This window comes from Erwinia sp. SLM-02, from assembly GCF_037450285.1.
Classification (GTDB): Bacteria; Pseudomonadota; Gammaproteobacteria; order Enterobacterales; family Enterobacteriaceae; genus Erwinia.
Map to the genome: position 1 here is coordinate 751,910 of NZ_JAQISN010000001.1, position 18,651 is coordinate 770,560.

Genomic DNA, 18,651 nt, shown 5'->3' on the forward strand with positions numbered 1-18,651 from the left:
AGGCCACGTTTTTCAAGTCACAGCACTCGGCAGGCGAAACCTTTCAGGTAAAGTCCTTCAGGATAGCTGGAGATAACCGGATGGTCGGCGGCCTGGCGGAACTGCTCGATAATCTGTACGTCACGCTTAGCATCGACTGCGGCATCCGCAATCAGCTTCTGGAAGAGTTCGGTCGGCATCAGCCCGGAGCAGGAGAAGGTCATTAACATCCCACCCGGATTCAGCAGCTGCATCGCCAGCATGTTGATGTCTTTATAGCCGCGGCACGCGCCCATCAGCTGATTTTTATTCTCAACAAATTTAGGCGGATCCATCACGATCAGATCGAATTTCTCGCCCTCATCGCGATAGCGGCGCAGCAGTTTGAATACGTCATCGCGCAGGAACTGGGCTTTGCTCAGATCCAGACCGTTCAGTTCAACGTTCTGTTTCGCCACATCCAGTGCCGCCTGCGACGTATCCACGCTGATCACTTCACGGCAATTGCCCATCAGAGCCGATACCGCGAAACCGCCGGTATAAGAGAAGCAGTTCAGCACGCGGCGATCTTCCGCATAGCGGCGGGTCGCCAGGCGACTGTCGCGCTGGTCGAGGTAATAGCCGGTTTTATGACCGGTCTGGATGTCCACCAGCAGCTTCATGCCGTGTTCCGTAATCGGCAGCAGCTCCGGTGGGGTGTCACCCAGCACAACGCCCTGGGTCAGTTCCAGACCTTCTTTTTTACGTACGCTGACGTCGGAACGATCGTAAATCGCGCAGCCCGGGTAGCAGGTTTGCAGGGCGGTGATCAGCGCAGCGCGCTGGTATTCAGCACCGGCAGACAGCAGCTGCAGCACGAGGAAGTTGCCGAAGCGATCGATTGTGATCCCCGGCAGACCGTCGGACTCACCGGCGATCAGGCGGTAGCTGTCCAGATTATCACGCAGTGCCAGCCAGTCGCGCAGCTGTTGGGCGGCCTGCAGACGGCGAACGAAAAAGGCGATATCAATCGATTCGTCCTGCTCCCAGCTCCAGACGCGCGCACGAATCTGCGACTGTGGGGACCAGGCGGCACGCGCGAGCCATTTACCCTGGCTGTCACAGACATCAATAGTTTCACCCGACTGGGCTTTACCTTCCATGCGGGCGATGGCCCCGGAGAACACCCACGGATGGCGACGAAGTAAGGACTTTTCACGCCCTTTAGCAAGAATCAAACGAACAGTCATAGTCAGTTATACTTATACTCAGAGAATCAGGCGATATTGTCCGGTGCTGACTGGGAAAAAGCAATCAGTGGCGGCGATAAGGAGAAGAAATGGCGACTGTTGGCCTGCGGGCATGGGTTCACGGCAGGGTGCAGGGTGTGGGATTTCGTTACAGCACCCAGCGTGAAGCAAAAACACTGGGGCTGACCGGCTATGCCAAAAATCTTGATGACGGCAGCGTCGAGGTACTGATGTGCGGTGAGCCACAGCAGGTGGATGCGCTGCTCGCCTGGCTGAAAGCCGGAGGGCCGCAGAGCGCCAGGGTCGATCGCGTGCTGACGGAACCCTGCCAGCCTCAGACAGGGCAAAAAGGCTTTACCACCGGTTAACGCTCAGAGACACTTCGCGGGTTTCGGTAAACCGGCAATTTTTGTGGCCTGTTTAGCCGGGCCTTTAGGAAACAGCCGGAAAAGATAGCGGCTGTTGCCTTTTTCTTCGCCATACTTCTGCGCCATGGCTTTAACCAGCATGCGTACCGCCGGCGAGGTATTAAACTCCAGATAAAATTCGCGTACAAAACGCACCACTTCCCAGTGCGCATCGCTCAGGTCTATGGCTTCTTCTTCTGCCAGCAGCGGCGCCAGGGCCTCGCTCCAGTCCGCGGTGGATTTCAGATACCCCTGCGCGTCGCGCTCAATCTCTTTACCTTCGAATTGCACTCTGTTGCCTCTGATACTGATTCAGTCTGCGGCGGAGTTTAACAAATTTTTATCGCAGCCAAAAATAAAGCCCCGCATCTGCGAGGCTTTATTCACATCGGGGCCGGGCTTAGTTACTGCGGGACATGCCCAGCAGGCTCAGCAGACTGACAAAGATGTTGTAGATTGACACGTACAGGCTGACGGTAGCGCGAATATAGTTGGTTTCGCCGCCGTTAATAATGTTGCTGGTTTCCCACAGGATGGCACCGGTAGAGAACAGCACAAACAGCACGCTGATTGCCATATGCAGCGCCGGAATGTTCAGGAAGATATTGGCTACAACCGCAATCAGCAGCACAACAAAGCCCGCCATCAGCATACCGGACAGGAAAGACATATCCTTGCGGGTGGTCAGCACGTAGGCAGAACAGCAGAAGAACACCAGCGCGGTACCGCCCAGCGCCAGTCCAATCACATCGCCCATGCCGGCAGACAGGAACGAGTTAAGGATTGGACCCAGGCAGTATCCCAGGAAGCCGGTAAAGGCAAACGCAGCCAGAATACCCGCCGGGCTGTTCGCCAGGCGATAGGTCAGGAACATCAAACCGTAAAAGCCCACCAGCATCAGAATCAGGCCCGGTGATGGCAGAGCAAAAACGGTACTCAGCGTGGCGGTGACCGCGGAAAATGCCAGCGTCAGGCCCAGCAGGAAATAGGTATTGCGTAATACTTTGTGCGTGCTCAACAGTGAGCTTTCGCGTGAGGAATAAACTATGCGATCCATAAAGCACCTCTCAGGGTCACTAAAATACCAGAGAGAATAAAGAGGGAAGGGCGGGTGGGAAAGATGTTTTACCCTTCTTTACTCGCTAAAACGCTGATAAGTTAAGCGGATTGGCGAATTTCGAAGCGAACGAATCGCTTTCGCTGAATTTTCAGGCAAACGCAATAAAACCTGCTTTACAAGCCGTACAGGGATGTTTATAGTGCGCCCCATTGTGGAAGCGTGGCCGAGTGGCTGAAGGCACCGGTCTTGAAAACCGGCGACGGGAAACCGTTCTAGAGTTCGAATCTCTACGCTTCCACCACCTCATTCTACGGGTCAGCGAAAGCTGGCCCGTTTTGCTATGTATAAAATAAACCTTGCCTGGGAAATCAGGTCGCTTAGCTTGCCTCTGCCTCTGCCTCTGCCTCTGCCTCTGCCTCTGCCTCTTTCATTTCTTTCTGACACTGCACCTTCAGCGGTTTGACGGAACAATCGGTCCGTTTTATAACCACTTACCGCCGTATCTGCCTGCAAAACAGCCAAAAGAATTCAAATGTTCACAAAATCAACAAAATAGCGAAAAATAATCTTGGCAAACGAAAAAAGTCCCCCTATACTGCGCTCCATCAGTTACCGGCACTTTTGCCAGAGCTGATACCGTGTGGAAGCGTGGCCGAGTGGCTGAAGGCACCGGTCTTGAAAACCGGCGACGGGAAACCGTTCTAGAGTTCGAATCTCTACGCTTCCACCATCTATTCTGACCCCGAGCTTGAAGAAGCTCGGGGTTTTTTCGTTTCAGCCCATCCCCTTTAAACCGTGTTCAACGGTGGCCAGATAAATACAAAAGTAGTCCTGCACCATCGTCATAAACTCCGGCTTCAGCGAAACCGTATTTTTATCTTCAATAATGGTCAGGAGCTCTCGGTCGGCAGCCGCCTTGAGGCAGCGCCGGATGAGCGAGCGCGACACGCAGCAGGCGAATGATGCCTTCAGCAGATTATATTTCACCTCCAGACTGCCCTGCTTAATGCTTTCCTGAAACAGATTAAACATAATCATATGCCCTCCGTCATGGCTTAAAAATTCGCCACTTCCCGGCACCATGTCATGAATAAACAGGCGGTTGAGCGTTATCTCGCCATAGTTTCGAAAAAAATGCGGGATAAAATCATCCTGGCGGTGGTAGAGATCCGCCCGGCAGTTTTCCGAGAGCAGAGCGTAGGGATGCAGCATGGTATTGATCATTCGCCTGGTTTCATTCAGGGCTTTTTCCGTTGGCTGATAGTTCAGCTTACGTTTGTCCTGTTCATCCCGATATACCTCCAGGCGATGGCTGACCCTGAGAAACAGCAGGAAAGAGTCCAGCGCGTTACTGCTGAACAAATCGTTCGCAATACAAAATCGGCGCACGTCTTTAAACGTGCTGCTGCTCCGGGTGTAATAGATGCCAAGAATAGCCGACCCTACAATAAATCTGTTGGCTTTGAAGAGCGTTTTGAAATATAGCGGATTAGTTAAGTATAATTTATTTAATAAATCATAATGACATTTTATAGCATCGTTAAGGTTGCTTTTCTCCCGAAATTCTCTTGCCCTCTCTCTGATTTCCTTCTCTAACTCTAACTTTCTTCTGCTAATAAACGGCATTTGACCCTTTTAATTTTTAGTGAACTAAGAATTATCTTATTTAAGATAATCTCCACTGTCAACAAAACCAGTGTGGTTAAGCATAAATGGATACGGTTGCTCGGGTGTTTATTAATTAATCTTATGTTTTTACTGGTTTTTAAAAGGTAACAAAAAAGGACAGTGACATATTTAAGCGGATGAATAGTATTGCCGCTGCTGGACGAAGGAATACAGATATTAAACGAGGTTGAATTTTTTAATTTCGTTCTGTTCAAGTGCGTACAAATCTGTTAGCTGAAATTTAAACAAGGATATCAAAATGAAGATGACAAAAGTTGCCATTATTTCACTATTAACTTTGGGTGCGGTGAATATTGCGAATGCCGCTGACCAGGGTAATGGTAAAGTCACATTTAGTGGTTCGATCGTTAATGCACCCTGCTCAATTGCCCCCGGCGCTGACGATCTGAAAGTCTCTCTGGGACAGGTATCGAATACGCTGCTCGCCGGCGGCGGTGAACAAACCGCGGTGCCTTTTACCATTGATTTGCAGAACTGCGACGATGCGACTCGCCATACCGTTACGGCTACGTTCACCGGTAAATCCGGCGCAGACGGGCGTCTGGGCATTACCGGCGAAGCGTCCGGTGCCAGCATTTTGCTGCGTGACGGCAGTGGTAAGAAAGTCGAGCTGGGAACGGCGACCGATGCACAAATCCTGAATGGCACCAGTAACAGCCTGCAGTTCTCCGCGGCGCTTAAAGGGGATGGCACCACGGATGCACCGGTTGCGGTAGGCACCGGGGCTTTCACCTCCGTTGCCAACTTTACTCTGGCCTATCCGTAAGTTTTTCTCCCCCTGAACTCTCCATGCTGTGACGGTTCAGGGTGTGCCAGGCCTCCTGCCGACGCCTGAATCAGGTTGCCCCTGAATTTGACACGTCGGTAGTGAGGCTTACAGCAACAGCCAAACCGCATTTATGCTTCTTCGTCAGTGGAACGAAGAGGAAAGAGCCGCTGCTGACAGGGAGTTCGCTGACGTTATGCCAAGTAGAAAAGCCTCCAGAAAGAAGTACGGAAAAGTGGCATTTCCACTGTGTCTGGCGATGGTATCGATCTCCAGCCACGGTAGCAGCGACGAAATACAGTTCAATACCGATGTCCTGGATGTTCAGGATCGCAAAAATATCGATCTCAGCCGTTTTACCCACAAGGGATACATTATGCCCGGACGCTACACCCTGAATGTGCGTCTGAATCGCGACGATCTGCGGGAACATGAAATCGATTTTTTCCCGGCCGACGATCGCCACGGCAACAGTCTTCCCTGCCTTACCGCCCCTCTGGTGCAGGCCTTTGGCCTTCGCCCTTCCGCCACCGAACATCTTCGCTGGTGGCACGAGGGCCAGTGTCTGGATGTGCGCAGCCTTGAAGGTATGGAAGCGCGCGGTGACCTGGCTTCCGCCACGCTGCAGATCGGCCTGCCCCAGGCCTGGCTGGAGTACCGATCGGAAAACTGGGATCCCCCCTCACGCTGGGATAACGGTATTCCCGGCATTCTGCTGGACTACAACCTCAACAGTCAGGTGCGCTTCAACCAGCGCGGCAGCGACAGTCGCAATCTCAGCGGTACCGGTACCGTGGGTGGCAATGCCGGGGCGTGGCGACTGCGTGCAGACTGGCAGGGGCGTCAGGAAAACAACGGCACGGAAAAGCGCCGGAACTTCGACTGGACGCGCTACTACGCCTATCGTGCGATCCCGCGTCTTGAGGCGAAGCTTATCGTCGGCGAGGACTATCTGGTTTCAGATATCTTCGACAGTTTCCGCTTTGCGGGCGCCAGCGTTCGTACCGATGACAATATGCTGCCGCCCAATCTTCGTGGCTATGCACCGGAGGTGACCGGGGTGGCGCGGACCAATGCCCGGGTGATCGTGATGCATCAGGGGCGCGTTCTGTACGAATCCCGGGTTGCAGCGGGGCCGTTTCGCATTCAGGACATCAATGACGCGGTGCGGGGAGAGCTCAATGTGCGTATTGAGGAGGAAGATGGCTCGGTGCAGACCTTCAGCATGAATACGGCCAGCATTCCTTACCTGACGCGGCCGGGGCGCGTTCGCTACAAGATTGCGCTCGGGCGTCCGGTGAACTGGAATCACACCGCGCAGGGACCTGAATTCGCCAGCGGCGAATTTTCCTGGGGTATCAACAGCGGCTGGTCGCTCTATGGCGGAGCCATCGGCAGCGAGGGTTATCAGGCGCTCGCCGTGGGTGTCGGGCGAGATTTGCTGGCGTTTGGTGCCATGGCACTGGATGTGACTCGTTCAAACGCCCGCCTTCCCGGCGGCGAAACGCTGGCCGGTAACTCCTATCGCCTGAGCTACTCCAAGCGATTCGACGATTATGGCAGCCAGGTCACCTTCGCCGGCTATCGGTTTTCCGAACGCCAGTTTATGTCAATGGGCGACTATGTTGATGCCCGCCAGGATGACAGGGGAAGTGGAAAAACGGGCAACAGCAAAGAGATGTACACCGTCACGCTGGCGCAGGATATCCGCCCGCTATCGACCAGCGTACAGCTGAGCTACAACCGACAAACCTGGTGGGATCGTCCGGACAGCGAGCGCTTCAGCGTGGCGTTTTCCCGTTATTTTGACTTCCTGATGTGGCGCAATCTCAGCCTGTCGGTTTCCGCCTACCGCAATCGCGACAGCGGCAATCGTGACGAGGGCGTTTATCTGTCGCTCTCTGTTCCGCTCGATAACGGCGGGACACTCAGCTACGGCGGTTCGGTAAACAGTGAACGCAGCAGCCACCAGGTGGGTTATTCCAGCCACCTTGAAAACGGCGATAGCTACAGCATCAGCAGCGGCAGAAGCAGAAACGGCCTGGAGGCGGGAGGCTACTACCAGCGTGACGGAAGCCTGGCGCAGCTGACCGCCAGCGCGAACTACCAGCAGAACCAGTACAACACGCTGAGCGGTTCACTGAAAGGCGGTCTGACGGCAACGCCGCAGGGGATTGCCCTGCACAGGCTGAACTCCCCCGGCGGTACGCGCCTGATGCTGGATACGGATGGGGTCAGCGATATCCCGGTCAGCGGCGGCGGCAGTCTGGTGTGGAGTAACCGCGCGGGCAAGCTGGTCATTCCGGATATCAGCAGCTACTACCGTAACCAGGTAAGCATTGATATCAACCGGTTACCAGAGAATGCCGACGTTGCCTCGTCAATTGCGCAGGCCACCCTGACGGAAGGGGCCATTGGCTATCGCCATTTTTCTGTGGTTGCCGGAGAAAAAGCGATGGCGGTGATCCGCCTGGCTAACGGTTCCGTGCCGCCTTTTGGTGCCGAAGTGCGTAATGCCCGGCAGCAGCAGGTTGGGCTGGTTGCCGATAACGGCAGCGTTTATCTCAGCGGCATTCGTGCGGGTGAATCGATGTCCGTGCACTGGGATGGCAGGCAGCAGTGCGTGCTGTCTTTGCCCCAGCAACTGAGCCGCGACGTACTGGCTAATTTATTACTTCCCTGCGGGGATACTTTGCCGATGGCAAAAAAGGAAGAGGAATAAGCATGGCTTTTTGGCAAACAGCGGGGCGACTCTGCCTCACGGGCATGGTGCTCGTTTCAACCGGCGCCCAGGCCGCTATCGCGCTGGACAGAACGAGAGTGATCGTGGACGCGGGCAACCCGTCCGTCAGCCTGGCAGTGGCAAACGAAAATCCGCGCCTGCCTTATCTGGCGCAGGCCTGGATTGAGGATGAGCGCCATAACAAGGTGACAACCCCCCTGATCACCCTGCCGCCGGTACAGCGCATCGAACCGGGGGAAAAAAGCCAGCTTAAGATCCAGGTACTGCCGGCGATCAATCTGCTGGCCCAGGACAAAGAAACGCTGTTCTATTTCAACCTGCGCGAAATCCCCCCGCGCAGCGACAAGCCCAATACGTTGCAAATTGCCCTGCAAACGCGGATCAAGCTGTTCTTCCGTCCGGCTGCGCTGAAAATCTCACCCTCCGGCTACCAGTCGCCGGTTCAGAAGCAACTCACGCTGACTCGCGAGGGGGAACGCTACCGGCTCAATAATCCCACGGGCTACTACGTCACGATTGTTGAAGCGTCTGGCCTGGTGGGTGGTCCACCAATAAAGGGATTTGAGTCGGTGATGGTGGCTCCGCGTGCCGGCGAACGGCTCAGCGCCAGCGTTGCACAGCTGGGAAATACGCCGGTGCTGAAATACATTAACGACTTTGGTGGACGTTCTACGCTGACTTTTCACTGTGAATCGGCAACGTGTCGCGTGACCGATGTTTTAAACAAAGGCTGACGTCGGGCTGGGTAGGGTAATGAATAAAAAGCTGTGTTTACTGCCGTATTTCCTGCTGGCGACGGTCATTCTGCTGTGTTCAGCGCGGAGTGAGGCGTTCTCCTGCATTGATAAACGGGATGGTCGGGCGTTTGATGCTGTTGGCCAGCGCAACATTGATGTGACGGTGAATCTCTCCCCCGAAATTATGATAGGCGATGTGGTGATCTTCGATCTGGCTAACTATTTCCAGTGCCAGAACACGATTCCCAATCGTTATGTCGACTACATGCGCATCAATGCCGGTAGCTATCAGACTTCACTTGACGCCAACTTCAGCAGCGGGCTGGAAGTCCAGGGCGTGCGTCATCTGAACCCAATAACGTCGGCATTGATGGTTTACGAACTGCGTGACGGTAACTGGCACGATCTGCAGGTTAAGGCGTTTTACCAGCTGAAAGACAGCCCGGGTAAGGGCGTTTACATCAAGGCCGGGACGGTTGTCGCCAGCCTGCAACTCTATAAGTGGAGCGCGCCTGCCGGCGGGGTTTTCACCGCAAACTGGCGGGTGCTGGCGGCGAACGATGCCTATTACACCTCCGGTACCTGCGCCATTAATAACAGCCAGGATATCGATGTTAATTTTGGCCTGATAGCCAGGGACCAGGTCACCACCAGTGCCGCCAGCAGCCCGTTTCGCCGAGAGGTCACCGTGCCTTATCAATGTAAAGACACCGGCAACTGGGCGGTCAAAATGACGCTTTCCGCCGATGCCAGCGCCTTCTCTTCTTCCGCCGTGAAAACCAGCAATCCTGATTTAGGCGTCGAAATCTATCATCAGGGCAAATTACTGAAACCGTTTGACAGTATTAACAGCCAGATTGTCAACGGCGTCGGCAGCGATGATTTTACCTTCAGCCTGGTGGGCTCAGGAAAGAGTGAGATAGCAACCGGCCCGTTTACCGGCTCGGCCGTGCTGGTGATGAGCCTGCAATAAGCGCACCGCGCGGTAAGCCAGTCTAATAAGGAGTAAAAATCACGTGCGAGTCTTTCTCTGCATGATGCTGATGCTGACGTATTCGTCAGGGGCGTCAGCCGCTGGAAATAATGGCTACGGCAATATCAGCATTCGTGGGGTGGTGATTGATGCCCCCTGTTCCGTTGCCCCCGGCGACGAGGATCTGCAAGTCAACTTCGGCCAGGTGGCAAGCGCCGCGCTGAGCAACGGCCGCACCTCGGCGGAGCAGAGTTTTAGCATCAGGCTGCTTCGCTGTTCACCCCAGATAAGGGACCAGGTGCGGATTATGTTCAGTGGAAACACCTTCAGCGATGGACTGTATAAGCCCGGCAATACAGACACCTCATTCGGCATTGGCATCCGCGATGCGCAGGGGGGGCCGGTGGTTAACGGTCAGCCTGTCGCCTGGCAGGATCTCGTCGACGGCAATAACGCGCTGCGTTTTAGCGCCTTTCTGAAGGGGCGAGAAAAGACCATCACGCCGGGAGAGTTTCAGGCGCAGGTTCTTTTTTATCTCGAATATCAGTAACAGCAGACAGCGATCGGGGAGTACATCGTGATGAAATTAATAACGCCATACCACAGGACACTAGCGCTACTGCTGCTGTTGAGCGGGCTGGCAGGGTGCCAGGCAAAGAAGCCGCAAACGACGGCTAAGGTCCAGGCAGAAGAGACGCTGGTCGCCAGCAGCAGCGGGCGCGAGCAGATGGATCTGTGTTTTAACCAGCTTGAAGCCCTTAAGGCAATGCATTCTACGCGCTATCCCGCGCTGATGGCCGAGTTTAATCAACTGATGGCGGGTGCGGCAAAGTATGGCAACGTGCGCAAGAAGATCAGCCATTTGAATCAGGACACCGGGGATGCGTTCTATCGCTTCCGCGCCAATGTGGTCTGTTCAAAGATTGACGGCGCCCTGCTGTCCGTATTGAGTGAACAGGCTGGGCCATCGTCATGAGCATCATGGTTCAGATTCTGATTAGCCGATACCGGGCGATAACAGTCTGCGCGTTAACGATTGCCGCCGCGGGTTATCCTGCCACGGAAGGTCGGGCGTCCGATACGGGAGTACCGGCAATACTGCAGTTTGCAGAACAGTACCGTGTGACCACGAAGGAAACGGAAAACAGGGATCCTGCTGCCGGGGCCGCAACACCGCGGCCACAATCGCGGCCGACATCCGCCACGAAGGTCGAAAAACCACCCACCTCAGCATGGCGGCTTAACAACGACAAACAGCTGTTAGCGCTTAACCAGGCGCTGAAGGCCTCACTGCAGAGGCAGGAAGCGCTGGAGCAGGAAAATCAGCGACTGAAGCGGCCTCCTGTGAAAATTGATGTGGCGGGAGCACTGGGCAGGGGATGGGGCGCGCTACAGCAGCAGCTTACCGTGCCACGGCTGCCGGCGGAGCCGATCCGCGCGCTCACCCGGGACGAGCTGAACCAGACGGATATTCGTCAGGATTACGCTGCGGGGATCTCGCTCGGCAGCGAGATCCTCCGCATGCAGTCTGAACATCAGCAGTGGGGAGTGCCTGCCGACAAGCGGACCATTCTGGCCGGCATACGCGATCTGTTCGACGGCCATGCGCGGCTTACCCCTGGCGAGGTTAATGACGCGCTTGCGGCGGTGGATCGTAAAGTGGCCGCCAGCCGTGAAAAAACGCTCGCGCAACAGACCCGGGCTGGCAAAGCGTATCAGGCCACGTTTATGCAGCAGAAAGGGGCTCTCACGGCCGAAATGGGGTACGGATACCGCATTGATTATCGCGGTAAAGGTCAGATAGCGAGCGATGCGGTGGTTGAAGTAGCCGTCAAAGAGATGCGTGTGGACGGTAAGGTGATTCAGGACATGGACGCAGGCGGGGCGCTTTTGTCACAGCGAGTGGATGAATTTCCGCCGGTATTCCGTGATGCGCTGTCGCGCCTGGAGAACCACGGCAGTATCACGCTGCTGGTGCCGCCGGACCTTGCCTATGGTGAGGCGGGCTATCCTCCGGACATCCCGCCCGGTGCTTATATGATCTACCAGATCCGTATCTCAGACGTTTACGACGCCGGGGCGACGACCGTCCGGGGGAAAGCGGGATAAACGCGTGCAGGGCCGCAGGCAATAAATGCAGCGAATAGATGCTGAGGGTATCTTCTGTTTTCCCTCACATCCTGCTATTTTCTTGCTGAAAAGAGCGATTGAGCATTACCGAAAACATCTTGTTTCTTTTCAATCTTCTAATGCCACTAAACCGCCGGGGGCAGAGTCTGCTATATTCTCAATATCGATGACGATTGTGGATTTCTGGACTTTTCTCTGGAGAGCGGTGGTGGTGACTCAGCGTTGTGCGCTGGTGTTCTTCTGTGCTGCACGTTTATCTGCCAGTTATTCACCCTGATGAATCAATGGAATACACCTATGATTAAAAAGTTAAGTCTCTGTGCTCTCGCCGTATGTTCTGCACTTTCCGGCGTCTCTGCATGGGCCGCGGATAGCGATTACCAGCTGGAACAGGTACTGATGATGAGCCGCCACAACCTGCGTGCGCCGCTGGCGGATAACGGCAGCGTGCTGGCTCAGGCAACCAAAAAAGCCTGGCCCAAGTGGGATGTACCTGGCGGTCAGCTGACCACCAAAGGCGGGGTGCTGGAAGTGTATATGGGCCGCTACACCCGTGAATGGCTGGCTCAGCAGGGCCTGCTGAAAGAGGGCGAATGCCCGTCTCCTGACGCGGTCTATGCCTACGCCAATAGCCTGCAGCGCACCGTGGCCACCGCGCAGTTCTTTATCACCGGCGCATTCCCAGGGTGTGATGTGACCGTCTCCCATCAGGATGAAATGGGGGCGATGGACCCAATCTTTAATCCGGTTATCACCAGCAGCAGTGAAGATTTCAACAAGCAGGCGCTGTCGGCGATGAATGCCGAAGGCGAAAAGCTGGCGCTGAAGCCCGCTTTCCAGCGTCTTGAAAAAATCATAGATTACAAAAACTCTGCGGCCTGTAATGGCAAGAAGCAGTGCGATCTTTCCAGCACTAACCAGAACACGTTCAGCGCCGACAACGGCAAAGAGCCCGGGGTTTCCGGTCCGCTGAAGGTGGGTAACTCACTGGTCGATGCGTTCACCCTGCAGTATTACGAAGGCATGCCGCTCGACCAGGTGGCCTGGGGACAGATAAAAACCCCGGAGCAGTGGAAAGAACTGTCGGCCATCAAGAATGGCTATCAGGATACGCTGTTCACTTCGCCGCTGGTTGCCCGCGATGTCGCCGCGCCGCTGGTGGATTATATCCGCAGCATGCTGATCGACCAGGACAAAGAGAGCGCGCCGAAAGTCACGCTGATGGTCGGGCATGATTCCAATATTGCCTCGCTGCTGACCGCACTGGACTTTAAGCCCTATCAACTGGCGGATCAGAACGAGCGCACGCCAATTGGCGGGATGATTCAGTTCCAGCGCTGGCTGGATAAGAAAAACAACCGCGAGCTGGTCAAAGTTGAATACGTTTACCAGAGCACCGAGCAGCTGCGTAATGCGGAGCCGCTGTCGCTGGACAACCCGCCTAAGCGCGTCACCCTGCAAATGGCAGGCTGCCAGACCGACGCGAACGGATTCTGTCCGTGGGACCAGTTCACCGCCGTGCTGAACACCGCGCTGCAGGGAACGTCCATGCAGGTTGCTGAACCGGTCGCCGCTTCGGCCGATGCCGCCGATGTGACGAAAGAAGCGTCGGACAAAGCCGCTGCGGATCAGGCCGCCGCCGAGAAGGCGACGCAGGATAAAGCCGCGACGGAAGCCAAAGATAAAGCCGCCGCTGCGCAGGCAGCGAAAGACAAAGCTGCTCAGGAAAAGGCCGCGAAGGAGAAAGCTGCCGCAGAGAAAGCCGCCGCTGACAAAGCCGCAGCCGAAAAAGCCGCCGCCGAGCAGGCCGCGAAAGAGAAAGCAGCCGCCGAGAAGGCTGCTGCGGACAAAGCCGCCGCTGAGAAAGTAAAGGCTAACGAGTCCAAACCCGCGCAGCCTGACTCCGCAAACAGTGCAGGCAAAACGGCCGAGCCGTCGACGGCCAGCTAACCGCCCCCGCGTTTATCACTAACGTAAAAAGGCCGACACCCGGGTGTCGGCCTTTTTATTGGTCTTTAACTTTAAAGTTTATTTGGCGATCACCACCAGCTTCTGGTTCACAAACTCTTTAATACCCAGGTCTGACAGCTCGCGGCCAAAGCCTGAGCGCTTGACGCCGCCAAACGGCAGCTCCGGCGCGGTGTTGCTGGCCGAGTTGATATAGACCATGCCGGTTTCAATCCGGGAGGCCAGCGCTTTACCGCGTGCGATATCCCCGGTGAACACGGCACCACCCAGACCATAGTGGGAGTCGTTAGCCAGTTTCACCACCTCATCGTCGTTGCGGACGATGTAAATCTGCGCCACCGGCCCAAAGAACTCTTCAAACCAGGCGGGGTTATCCCGGGTAATGCCGGTCAGTATGGTTGGCTGGTAGAAACAGCCAGGCCCGTCCACCGGCTTGCCGCCCAGCACCAGTTTGGCACCTTTTTCAACGGCATTTTTCACCTGTTTCTCCAGGCGGTCGCGCGCCTCAGCGGAGGAGAGTGGGCCGAGGGTGGTGTTGGGATCTAACGGATCGCCAATCTTCACCGCTTCGAAAGCCGCGACAAATTTGGCCATAAACGCGTCAGCGACCTTCTCTTGCACCAGGAAACGTTTGGCGGCGGTACACACCTGGCCACAGTTGCTGAGGCGTGCACCCGCACCGGCCTGCACGGCTTTATCCAGGTCGCAGTCGTCCAGCACCACGAAAACGTCATTCCCGCCCAGTTCAAGGGTGGTTTTTTTAAGGTATTTCCCCGCCTGCTGTGCTACCGCGCTGCCTGCCCGTTCAGAGCCGGTCAGGGCTGCACCCTGGACGCGATCGTCAGCAATCAGTTCCGCAATCTGATCGTTGCTGACGAACAGATTGGTCCATGCCCCTTCCGGCGCGCCCGCTTTGCTGACCAGATCGGCAAACAGCGTGGCGCAGTGCGGGACATTCTGCGCATGTTTTGCCAGAACCGGATTACCGGCGGCGAGGTTAGGGGCCAGCACACGCATCAGCTGGTAGAAAGGGAAATTCCACGGCTCAACGGCAACCAGCACACCGATCGGATGATGTTCCACCCAGGCTTCGCCCAGGTCACTCGGATAGCGCACCGGCGCCAGGAAACGCCCGGCGTTTTCCGCATAGTAGCGGGCGATCTGCGCACAAAGCTCGACTTCACCGCGGCTCTGGCCAATCAGCTTACCCATCTCTTCACTGGCGGCGGTGGCCAGTTCCTCCACGCGCTCCTCAATCAGCGTTGCCAGCTTCTGCAAGACCTGTAAACGCGGTTGAATATCCCCTTTCGACCAGCTGGAATGATATAAGGCATCAGCCGTTGCCAGCGCCTGTTCAACCTGCTCATCGCTGTGGGCGGGCCAGGATTTGATCAGCTTATTACTTGCGGGGTTGATTGTCTGGTAGGACATACTACGCTCCTTGGTCGCGAAACAGCCTGAGTGGGCTGAAGGGTTAACGTGGAATTAAGCGTAGTTGAAACTTTGAGGGGGATGCCAGGTTATCGGACGAGTCTCACGACCCGTCAGTCAAAAGGGCGGGATAACCCGCCCTCCGCGTTAGACGTTTTTACGCTCAACGACTTTGTTATCCCAGGTCAGCATGTCCGCGTCCGTTTTCTTGAAGGCGCGAATCAGCACGTCATCGCTTCCCTGCTGCTCCCAGATTTGTTCAGCAAGGCGTTCATCGTAGTTGGCTACCTCAAAAATAGCTTCGGCAATTTCCAGTGAGGTACGGCGCAGGGTGGCCCATTCTCCTACGTGATGCGCTTTGGATTGTTGTGTTGCCATCATTGTCTCCTGTCCGATTATCCGTTGAGTTTTACTGCCAGTCCGGCAACATATTCGCCCTGATAGCGGGCAATGGCGAGTTCTTCTTCGCTGGGCTGACGGGAACCGTCGCCGCCGGCAATGGTGGTTGCGCCATACGGCGTTCCGCCGCGTACCTGAGAGATATCGAAGAGTTCCTGAGTTCCGTACCCGATGGGAACGATCACCATGCCGTGATGGGCGAGGGTGGTCCAGGTGGAGGTGATGGTCTGCTCCTGACCCCCGCCGGTGCCGGTAGAGGCGAAGACGCTGGCGAGTTTGCCGTAAAGGGCGCCAGACGCCCACAGTCCGCCGGTGCGATCCAGGAAGTTACGCATCTGTCCGGCCATATTGCCGAAGCGGGTGGGCGTGCCAAGCAGGATGGCATCATAGTCCGCCAGTTCTCTCGGATCGGCTTCTGCCGCGGACTGGCCGGTTTTACCGCCGACCTCGGCGAAACGGGCTGCATCCATGGTTTCCGGCACGCGTTTGATGGTCACTTCTGCGCCAGGGACTTTACGGGCACCTTCCGCAACGGCGTGCGCCATTGTCTCAATATGTCCGTACATGGAGTAATAGAGCACTAAAATTTTTGCCATACGCTGCTGAGCTCCTCTAACGCTTAGTTTATTTTTTAACTGATTTTTCAGTATAGAAGATGCCTCTGTACCTGCCTGGTGGCAGATCAATTTTGTATTAAAAATCATTTCGGGGTGGCCTGCAGGCCGGTGCGGTTCAATTCTGTCAGGGCCAGAAGAGAGTGCTGAAGTCACTGAAAACAGCCCGCACCGCGCGGTGCTTGACCGGCTATCGTTAACCCCGCAAACTGACGCCAAAATTACAGTAGAGTGCGTTATGTCTGGTTTACTTTCCCGTTATAAATTTTCCATTAACACCAGTGAGCTGGTGCTTATTCTAATCACCATGGTGTGGGGTGGGACGTTTCTGGCCGTGCATCACGCGATGACCGTCAGCGGCCCGTTCTTCTTTATCGGCGTGCGGTTTGCCGTCGCGGCGCTGCTGCTCGGACTGGTTTCATGGCGCGTTATGCGCAAGGTGACCTGGTTTGAGATCAAAGCGGGCGCGCTGATTGGCCTGGCGATCGGCTTTGGATACGGCCTGCAGACGTACGGTATGCAAACCATCTCCAGCAGCAAGTCAGCCTTTATTACCGCGATGTACGTTCCGCTGGTTCCACTGATGCAATGGGTGTTTCTGCGTAAAATGCCGGGACTGATGTCGTGGGTCGGCATCGCGCTGGCGTTCAGCGGACTGCTTCTGCTGGCGGGGCCGGAGGGGGGAGAGGTGGCGTTTAACGTCGGTGAGATTGCCACGCTGCTCAGCACGCTCGCCATTGCGGCAGAAATCCTGCTGATCGGAACCAGCGCGGGGAAAGTCGATGTGCGACGCGTGACCGTCATCCAGCTGGCCGCCGCCTCGATTTTTGGCTTCCTGATGATGGCCCCGAACGGGGAGTCCGTTCCGGCCTGGAGCCCGTACCTGCTGTACAGCGCGGTGGGGCTGGGCATCGCCAGCGCGATCATTCAGGTGACGATGAACTGGGCGCAGCGCAGCGTTTCACCGACCCGCGCGACCGTGATTTATGCCGGTGAACCGGTATGGGCGGGGGTCGTCGGGCGTATTGCCGGCGAGCGTCTGCCGGCGATTGCCCTGCTGGGCGGTGCGCTGATCGTGATGGGCGTGCTGGTGAGTGAACTGAAGCTCAGGCGCAAAAAAAAGGCGAAGGGGTCCCCTTCGCCCGCAGAGTGTAATAACGGCTAACCGTCCTGGCGCAGCGCGCTGCTGCTCAGGGCGGCGGCGCGTTTATGGCTCAGGATCGCGTTGAGCAGGATCGCGCCAAACGTCGCCGTACCGATGCCGCCGAGCGTAAAGCTGCCGATTTTAAGCGCGAAGTCTCCCGCGCCCAGCACCAGCGTCACCGCCACCATAATCAGGTTGCCGTTGTGGCTGAGATCGACGCTGTTCTGCACCCATATCCGCGCTCCGGCTACCGCAATCAGGCCAAAGACCACGATCGACGCCCCGCCGATCACCGGACCTGGGATCGTGTGGATCAGTGCGCCAAACTTGGGCGAAAAGCCCAGCACCATCGCAATCAGCGCCGCCGCAACGAAGACCAGCGTCGAATAAACTTTGGTGACGGCCATGACCCCGATATTTTCCGCGTAGGTGGTGACGCCCGTTCCGCCCGCGCTGCCGGAAATCATCGTCGCCAGACCGTCGCCCACGAACGCGCGGCCCATCCACGGATCGAGGTTACGCCCGGTCATTCCGGCCACGGCTTTGATATGTCCAAGGTTTTCCGCCACCAGAATCACCGCCACCGGCGCGATCATCACAATAGCCTGAGTGCTGAACGTCGGCGACGTAGTCTGCGGCATACCGAACCAGGCAGCCGCGGCCAGCGGACTGAAGTCCACCGGCGTGCCAAAACCCAGCACGTTGGTCATCAGCGCATAAAGGGCCCACGCGACAATCAGCCCGACCAGGATCAACAGCCGCTGTACCATGCCGCGGGTAAAAACCGCCACCACGCCGATGCACATCACGGTCATCACCGCCATCCAGCTGTCGAACATTGAGGCCGATACGCCACGCACCGCAATCGGCGCCAGGTTCAGACCGATGGCCATCACCACCGCCCCGGTGACCACCGGCGGCATCAGCTTTTCTATCCAGCGGGTTCCGGCTTTCATCACCACAAAGCCAATCAGCGTGTACAGTGCGCCGCAGGCAATAATTCCGCCCAGGGCAACGCTGATGTTCGGATTGATACCCTGTCCGTTGAATCCGGTAGCGGCGATTACCACGCCGACGAACGCCGCACTGGACCCGAGGTAGCTGGGGATACGTCCGCCGGTCACCAGGAAGAACAGCAGGGTGCCGATGCCCGACATCAGGATCGACAGGTTGGGATCAAACCCCATCAGTAGCGGCATCAGCACGGTGGCGCCAAACATTGCCACCGCGTGCTGCAGGCCCATGATCAGGGTTTGCCCGACGGGCAGGGCTTCATCGGGCGCAACAATATCCTGCGCTGACGCCGTTTTTTTTGACCATTGAGGAAACCAGGAACTCGCCATCGTCTTCTCCAGAGTGTCATAACCGCATTGACCGGCCGC

At 56.4% G+C, this 18,651-nt stretch carries 19 protein-coding genes and 2 tRNA genes; 13 read left to right on the forward strand and 8 right to left on the reverse strand.

Annotation, left to right across the window (positions count from 1 at the left end):
- Positions 1–17 precede the first annotated feature (17 nt).
- Positions 18–1,208 carry a 23S rRNA (cytosine(1962)-C(5))-methyltransferase RlmI gene (gene rlmI / locus PGH32_RS03505; protein ID WP_337893186.1) on the reverse strand — a complete coding sequence of 397 codons (1,191 nt, stop codon included), beginning with the start codon at positions 1,206–1,208 and terminating at the stop codon, positions 18–20.
- Positions 1,209–1,297: 89 nt separating this feature from the next.
- Here rlmI and yccX point away from each other — a divergent pair, with 89 nt between their 5' ends.
- Positions 1,298–1,576 (forward strand): acylphosphatase, encoded by a 279-nt coding sequence (yccX, locus tag PGH32_RS03510; RefSeq protein ID WP_314419759.1) that lies wholly within the window; start codon positions 1,298–1,300, stop codon positions 1,574–1,576.
- A 3-nt stretch (positions 1,577–1,579) separates the two neighbouring features.
- Here yccX and tusE read toward each other — a convergent pair whose 3' ends face one another.
- Both tusE and yccA read right to left on the reverse strand, forming a co-directional pair.
- Positions 1,580–1,906 (reverse strand): sulfurtransferase TusE, encoded by a 327-nt coding sequence (tusE, locus tag PGH32_RS03515; RefSeq protein ID WP_337893187.1) that lies wholly within the window; start codon positions 1,904–1,906, stop codon positions 1,580–1,582.
- 109 nt (positions 1,907–2,015) lie between these two features.
- Positions 2,016–2,672, reverse strand: a complete 657-nt coding sequence (yccA, locus tag PGH32_RS03520) for an FtsH protease modulator YccA (RefSeq protein ID WP_105593393.1) — start codon at positions 2,670–2,672, stop codon at positions 2,016–2,018.
- 216 nt (positions 2,673–2,888) lie between these two features.
- On the opposite strand from yccA, the gene PGH32_RS03525 reads away from it, so the two are divergent.
- Both PGH32_RS03525 and PGH32_RS03530 read left to right on the forward strand, forming a co-directional pair.
- A tRNA-Ser gene (locus PGH32_RS03525) sits at positions 2,889–2,976 on the forward strand.
- A 341-nt stretch (positions 2,977–3,317) separates the two neighbouring features.
- Positions 3,318–3,405: transfer RNA gene (locus PGH32_RS03530), tRNA-Ser, on the forward strand.
- Positions 3,406–3,449: 44 nt separating this feature from the next.
- Here the strand turns inward: PGH32_RS03530 and PGH32_RS03535 are convergent.
- Positions 3,450–4,301: a hypothetical protein gene (locus PGH32_RS03535; RefSeq protein ID WP_314419757.1), complete on the reverse strand. Its 852-nt coding sequence runs from the start codon at positions 4,299–4,301 to the stop codon at positions 3,450–3,452.
- Between the two features lie 301 nt (positions 4,302–4,602).
- Between PGH32_RS03535 and PGH32_RS03540 the strand changes: the two genes are divergently transcribed.
- The 9 genes from PGH32_RS03540 to agp all read left to right on the forward strand — a co-directional run bounded on the left by PGH32_RS03540 (position 4,603) and on the right by agp (position 13,663).
- Positions 4,603–5,130 carry a fimbrial protein gene (locus tag PGH32_RS03540; protein ID WP_314419756.1) on the forward strand — a complete coding sequence of 176 codons (528 nt, stop codon included), beginning with the start codon at positions 4,603–4,605 and terminating at the stop codon, positions 5,128–5,130.
- Positions 5,131–5,326: 196 nt separating this feature from the next.
- Positions 5,327–7,852 carry an outer membrane usher protein gene (locus PGH32_RS03545; RefSeq protein ID WP_337893188.1) on the forward strand — a complete coding sequence of 842 codons (2,526 nt, stop codon included), beginning with the start codon at positions 5,327–5,329 and terminating at the stop codon, positions 7,850–7,852.
- A gap of 2 nt (positions 7,853–7,854) precedes the next feature.
- On the forward strand, positions 7,855–8,607 hold the full coding sequence (locus PGH32_RS03550; RefSeq protein WP_337893189.1) for a fimbria/pilus periplasmic chaperone: 753 nt from the start codon (positions 7,855–7,857) through the stop codon (positions 8,605–8,607).
- 19 nt (positions 8,608–8,626) lie between these two features.
- On the forward strand, positions 8,627–9,583 hold the full coding sequence (locus PGH32_RS03555) for a fimbrial protein (RefSeq protein WP_314419750.1): 957 nt from the start codon (positions 8,627–8,629) through the stop codon (positions 9,581–9,583).
- Between the two features lie 43 nt (positions 9,584–9,626).
- Positions 9,627–10,133: a fimbrial protein gene (locus PGH32_RS03560; protein WP_337893190.1), complete on the forward strand. Its 507-nt coding sequence runs from the start codon at positions 9,627–9,629 to the stop codon at positions 10,131–10,133.
- 27 nt (positions 10,134–10,160) lie between these two features.
- Complete coding sequence (locus PGH32_RS03565) at positions 10,161–10,559, forward strand: hypothetical protein (protein ID WP_337893191.1); 399 nt, start codon at positions 10,161–10,163, stop codon at positions 10,557–10,559.
- Positions 10,556–11,692 carry an FKBP-type peptidyl-prolyl cis-trans isomerase N-terminal domain-containing protein gene (locus tag PGH32_RS03570; RefSeq protein ID WP_337893192.1) on the forward strand — a complete coding sequence of 379 codons (1,137 nt, stop codon included), beginning with the start codon at positions 10,556–10,558 and terminating at the stop codon, positions 11,690–11,692. The genes PGH32_RS03565 and PGH32_RS03570 overlap by 4 nt, the downstream gene beginning before the upstream one ends.
- A 25-nt stretch (positions 11,693–11,717) precedes the next feature.
- The gene (locus PGH32_RS03575) at positions 11,718–11,990 is read left to right on the forward strand and encodes a hypothetical protein (protein ID WP_337893193.1); all 273 of its coding nucleotides are present in this window, start codon (positions 11,718–11,720) and stop codon (positions 11,988–11,990) included.
- Between the two features lie 20 nt (positions 11,991–12,010).
- Positions 12,011–13,663, forward strand: a complete 1,653-nt coding sequence (agp, locus tag PGH32_RS03580) for a bifunctional glucose-1-phosphatase/inositol phosphatase (RefSeq protein WP_337893194.1) — start codon at positions 12,011–12,013, stop codon at positions 13,661–13,663.
- Between the two features lie 78 nt (positions 13,664–13,741).
- Here agp and PGH32_RS03585 read toward each other — a convergent pair whose 3' ends face one another.
- The 3 genes from PGH32_RS03585 to wrbA all read right to left on the reverse strand — a co-directional run bounded on the left by PGH32_RS03585 (position 13,742) and on the right by wrbA (position 16,107).
- A complete protein-coding gene (locus PGH32_RS03585; RefSeq protein ID WP_337893195.1) occupies positions 13,742–15,112 on the reverse strand; it encodes an NAD-dependent succinate-semialdehyde dehydrogenase in 1,371 nt (456 codons plus the stop codon).
- Between the two features lie 147 nt (positions 15,113–15,259).
- Entirely contained in the window at positions 15,260–15,490 is a 231-nt protein-coding gene (locus tag PGH32_RS03590; protein ID WP_314419740.1) for a YccJ family protein, read from the reverse strand.
- Between the two features lie 17 nt (positions 15,491–15,507).
- Positions 15,508–16,107, reverse strand: coding sequence for an NAD(P)H:quinone oxidoreductase (wrbA, locus tag PGH32_RS03595; RefSeq protein ID WP_314419738.1), 600 nt, complete (start codon positions 16,105–16,107; stop codon positions 15,508–15,510).
- Between the two features lie 256 nt (positions 16,108–16,363).
- On the opposite strand from wrbA, the gene PGH32_RS03600 reads away from it, so the two are divergent.
- Complete coding sequence (locus PGH32_RS03600; RefSeq protein ID WP_337893196.1) at positions 16,364–17,290, forward strand: DMT family transporter; 927 nt, start codon at positions 16,364–16,366, stop codon at positions 17,288–17,290.
- On the opposite strand, the gene rutG is transcribed toward PGH32_RS03600, so the two are convergent.
- Entirely contained in the window at positions 17,287–18,612 is a 1,326-nt protein-coding gene (gene rutG / locus PGH32_RS03605; protein ID WP_337893197.1) for a pyrimidine utilization transport protein G, read from the reverse strand. The genes PGH32_RS03600 and rutG overlap by 4 nt on opposite strands.
- Positions 18,613–18,651 lie beyond the last annotated feature (39 nt).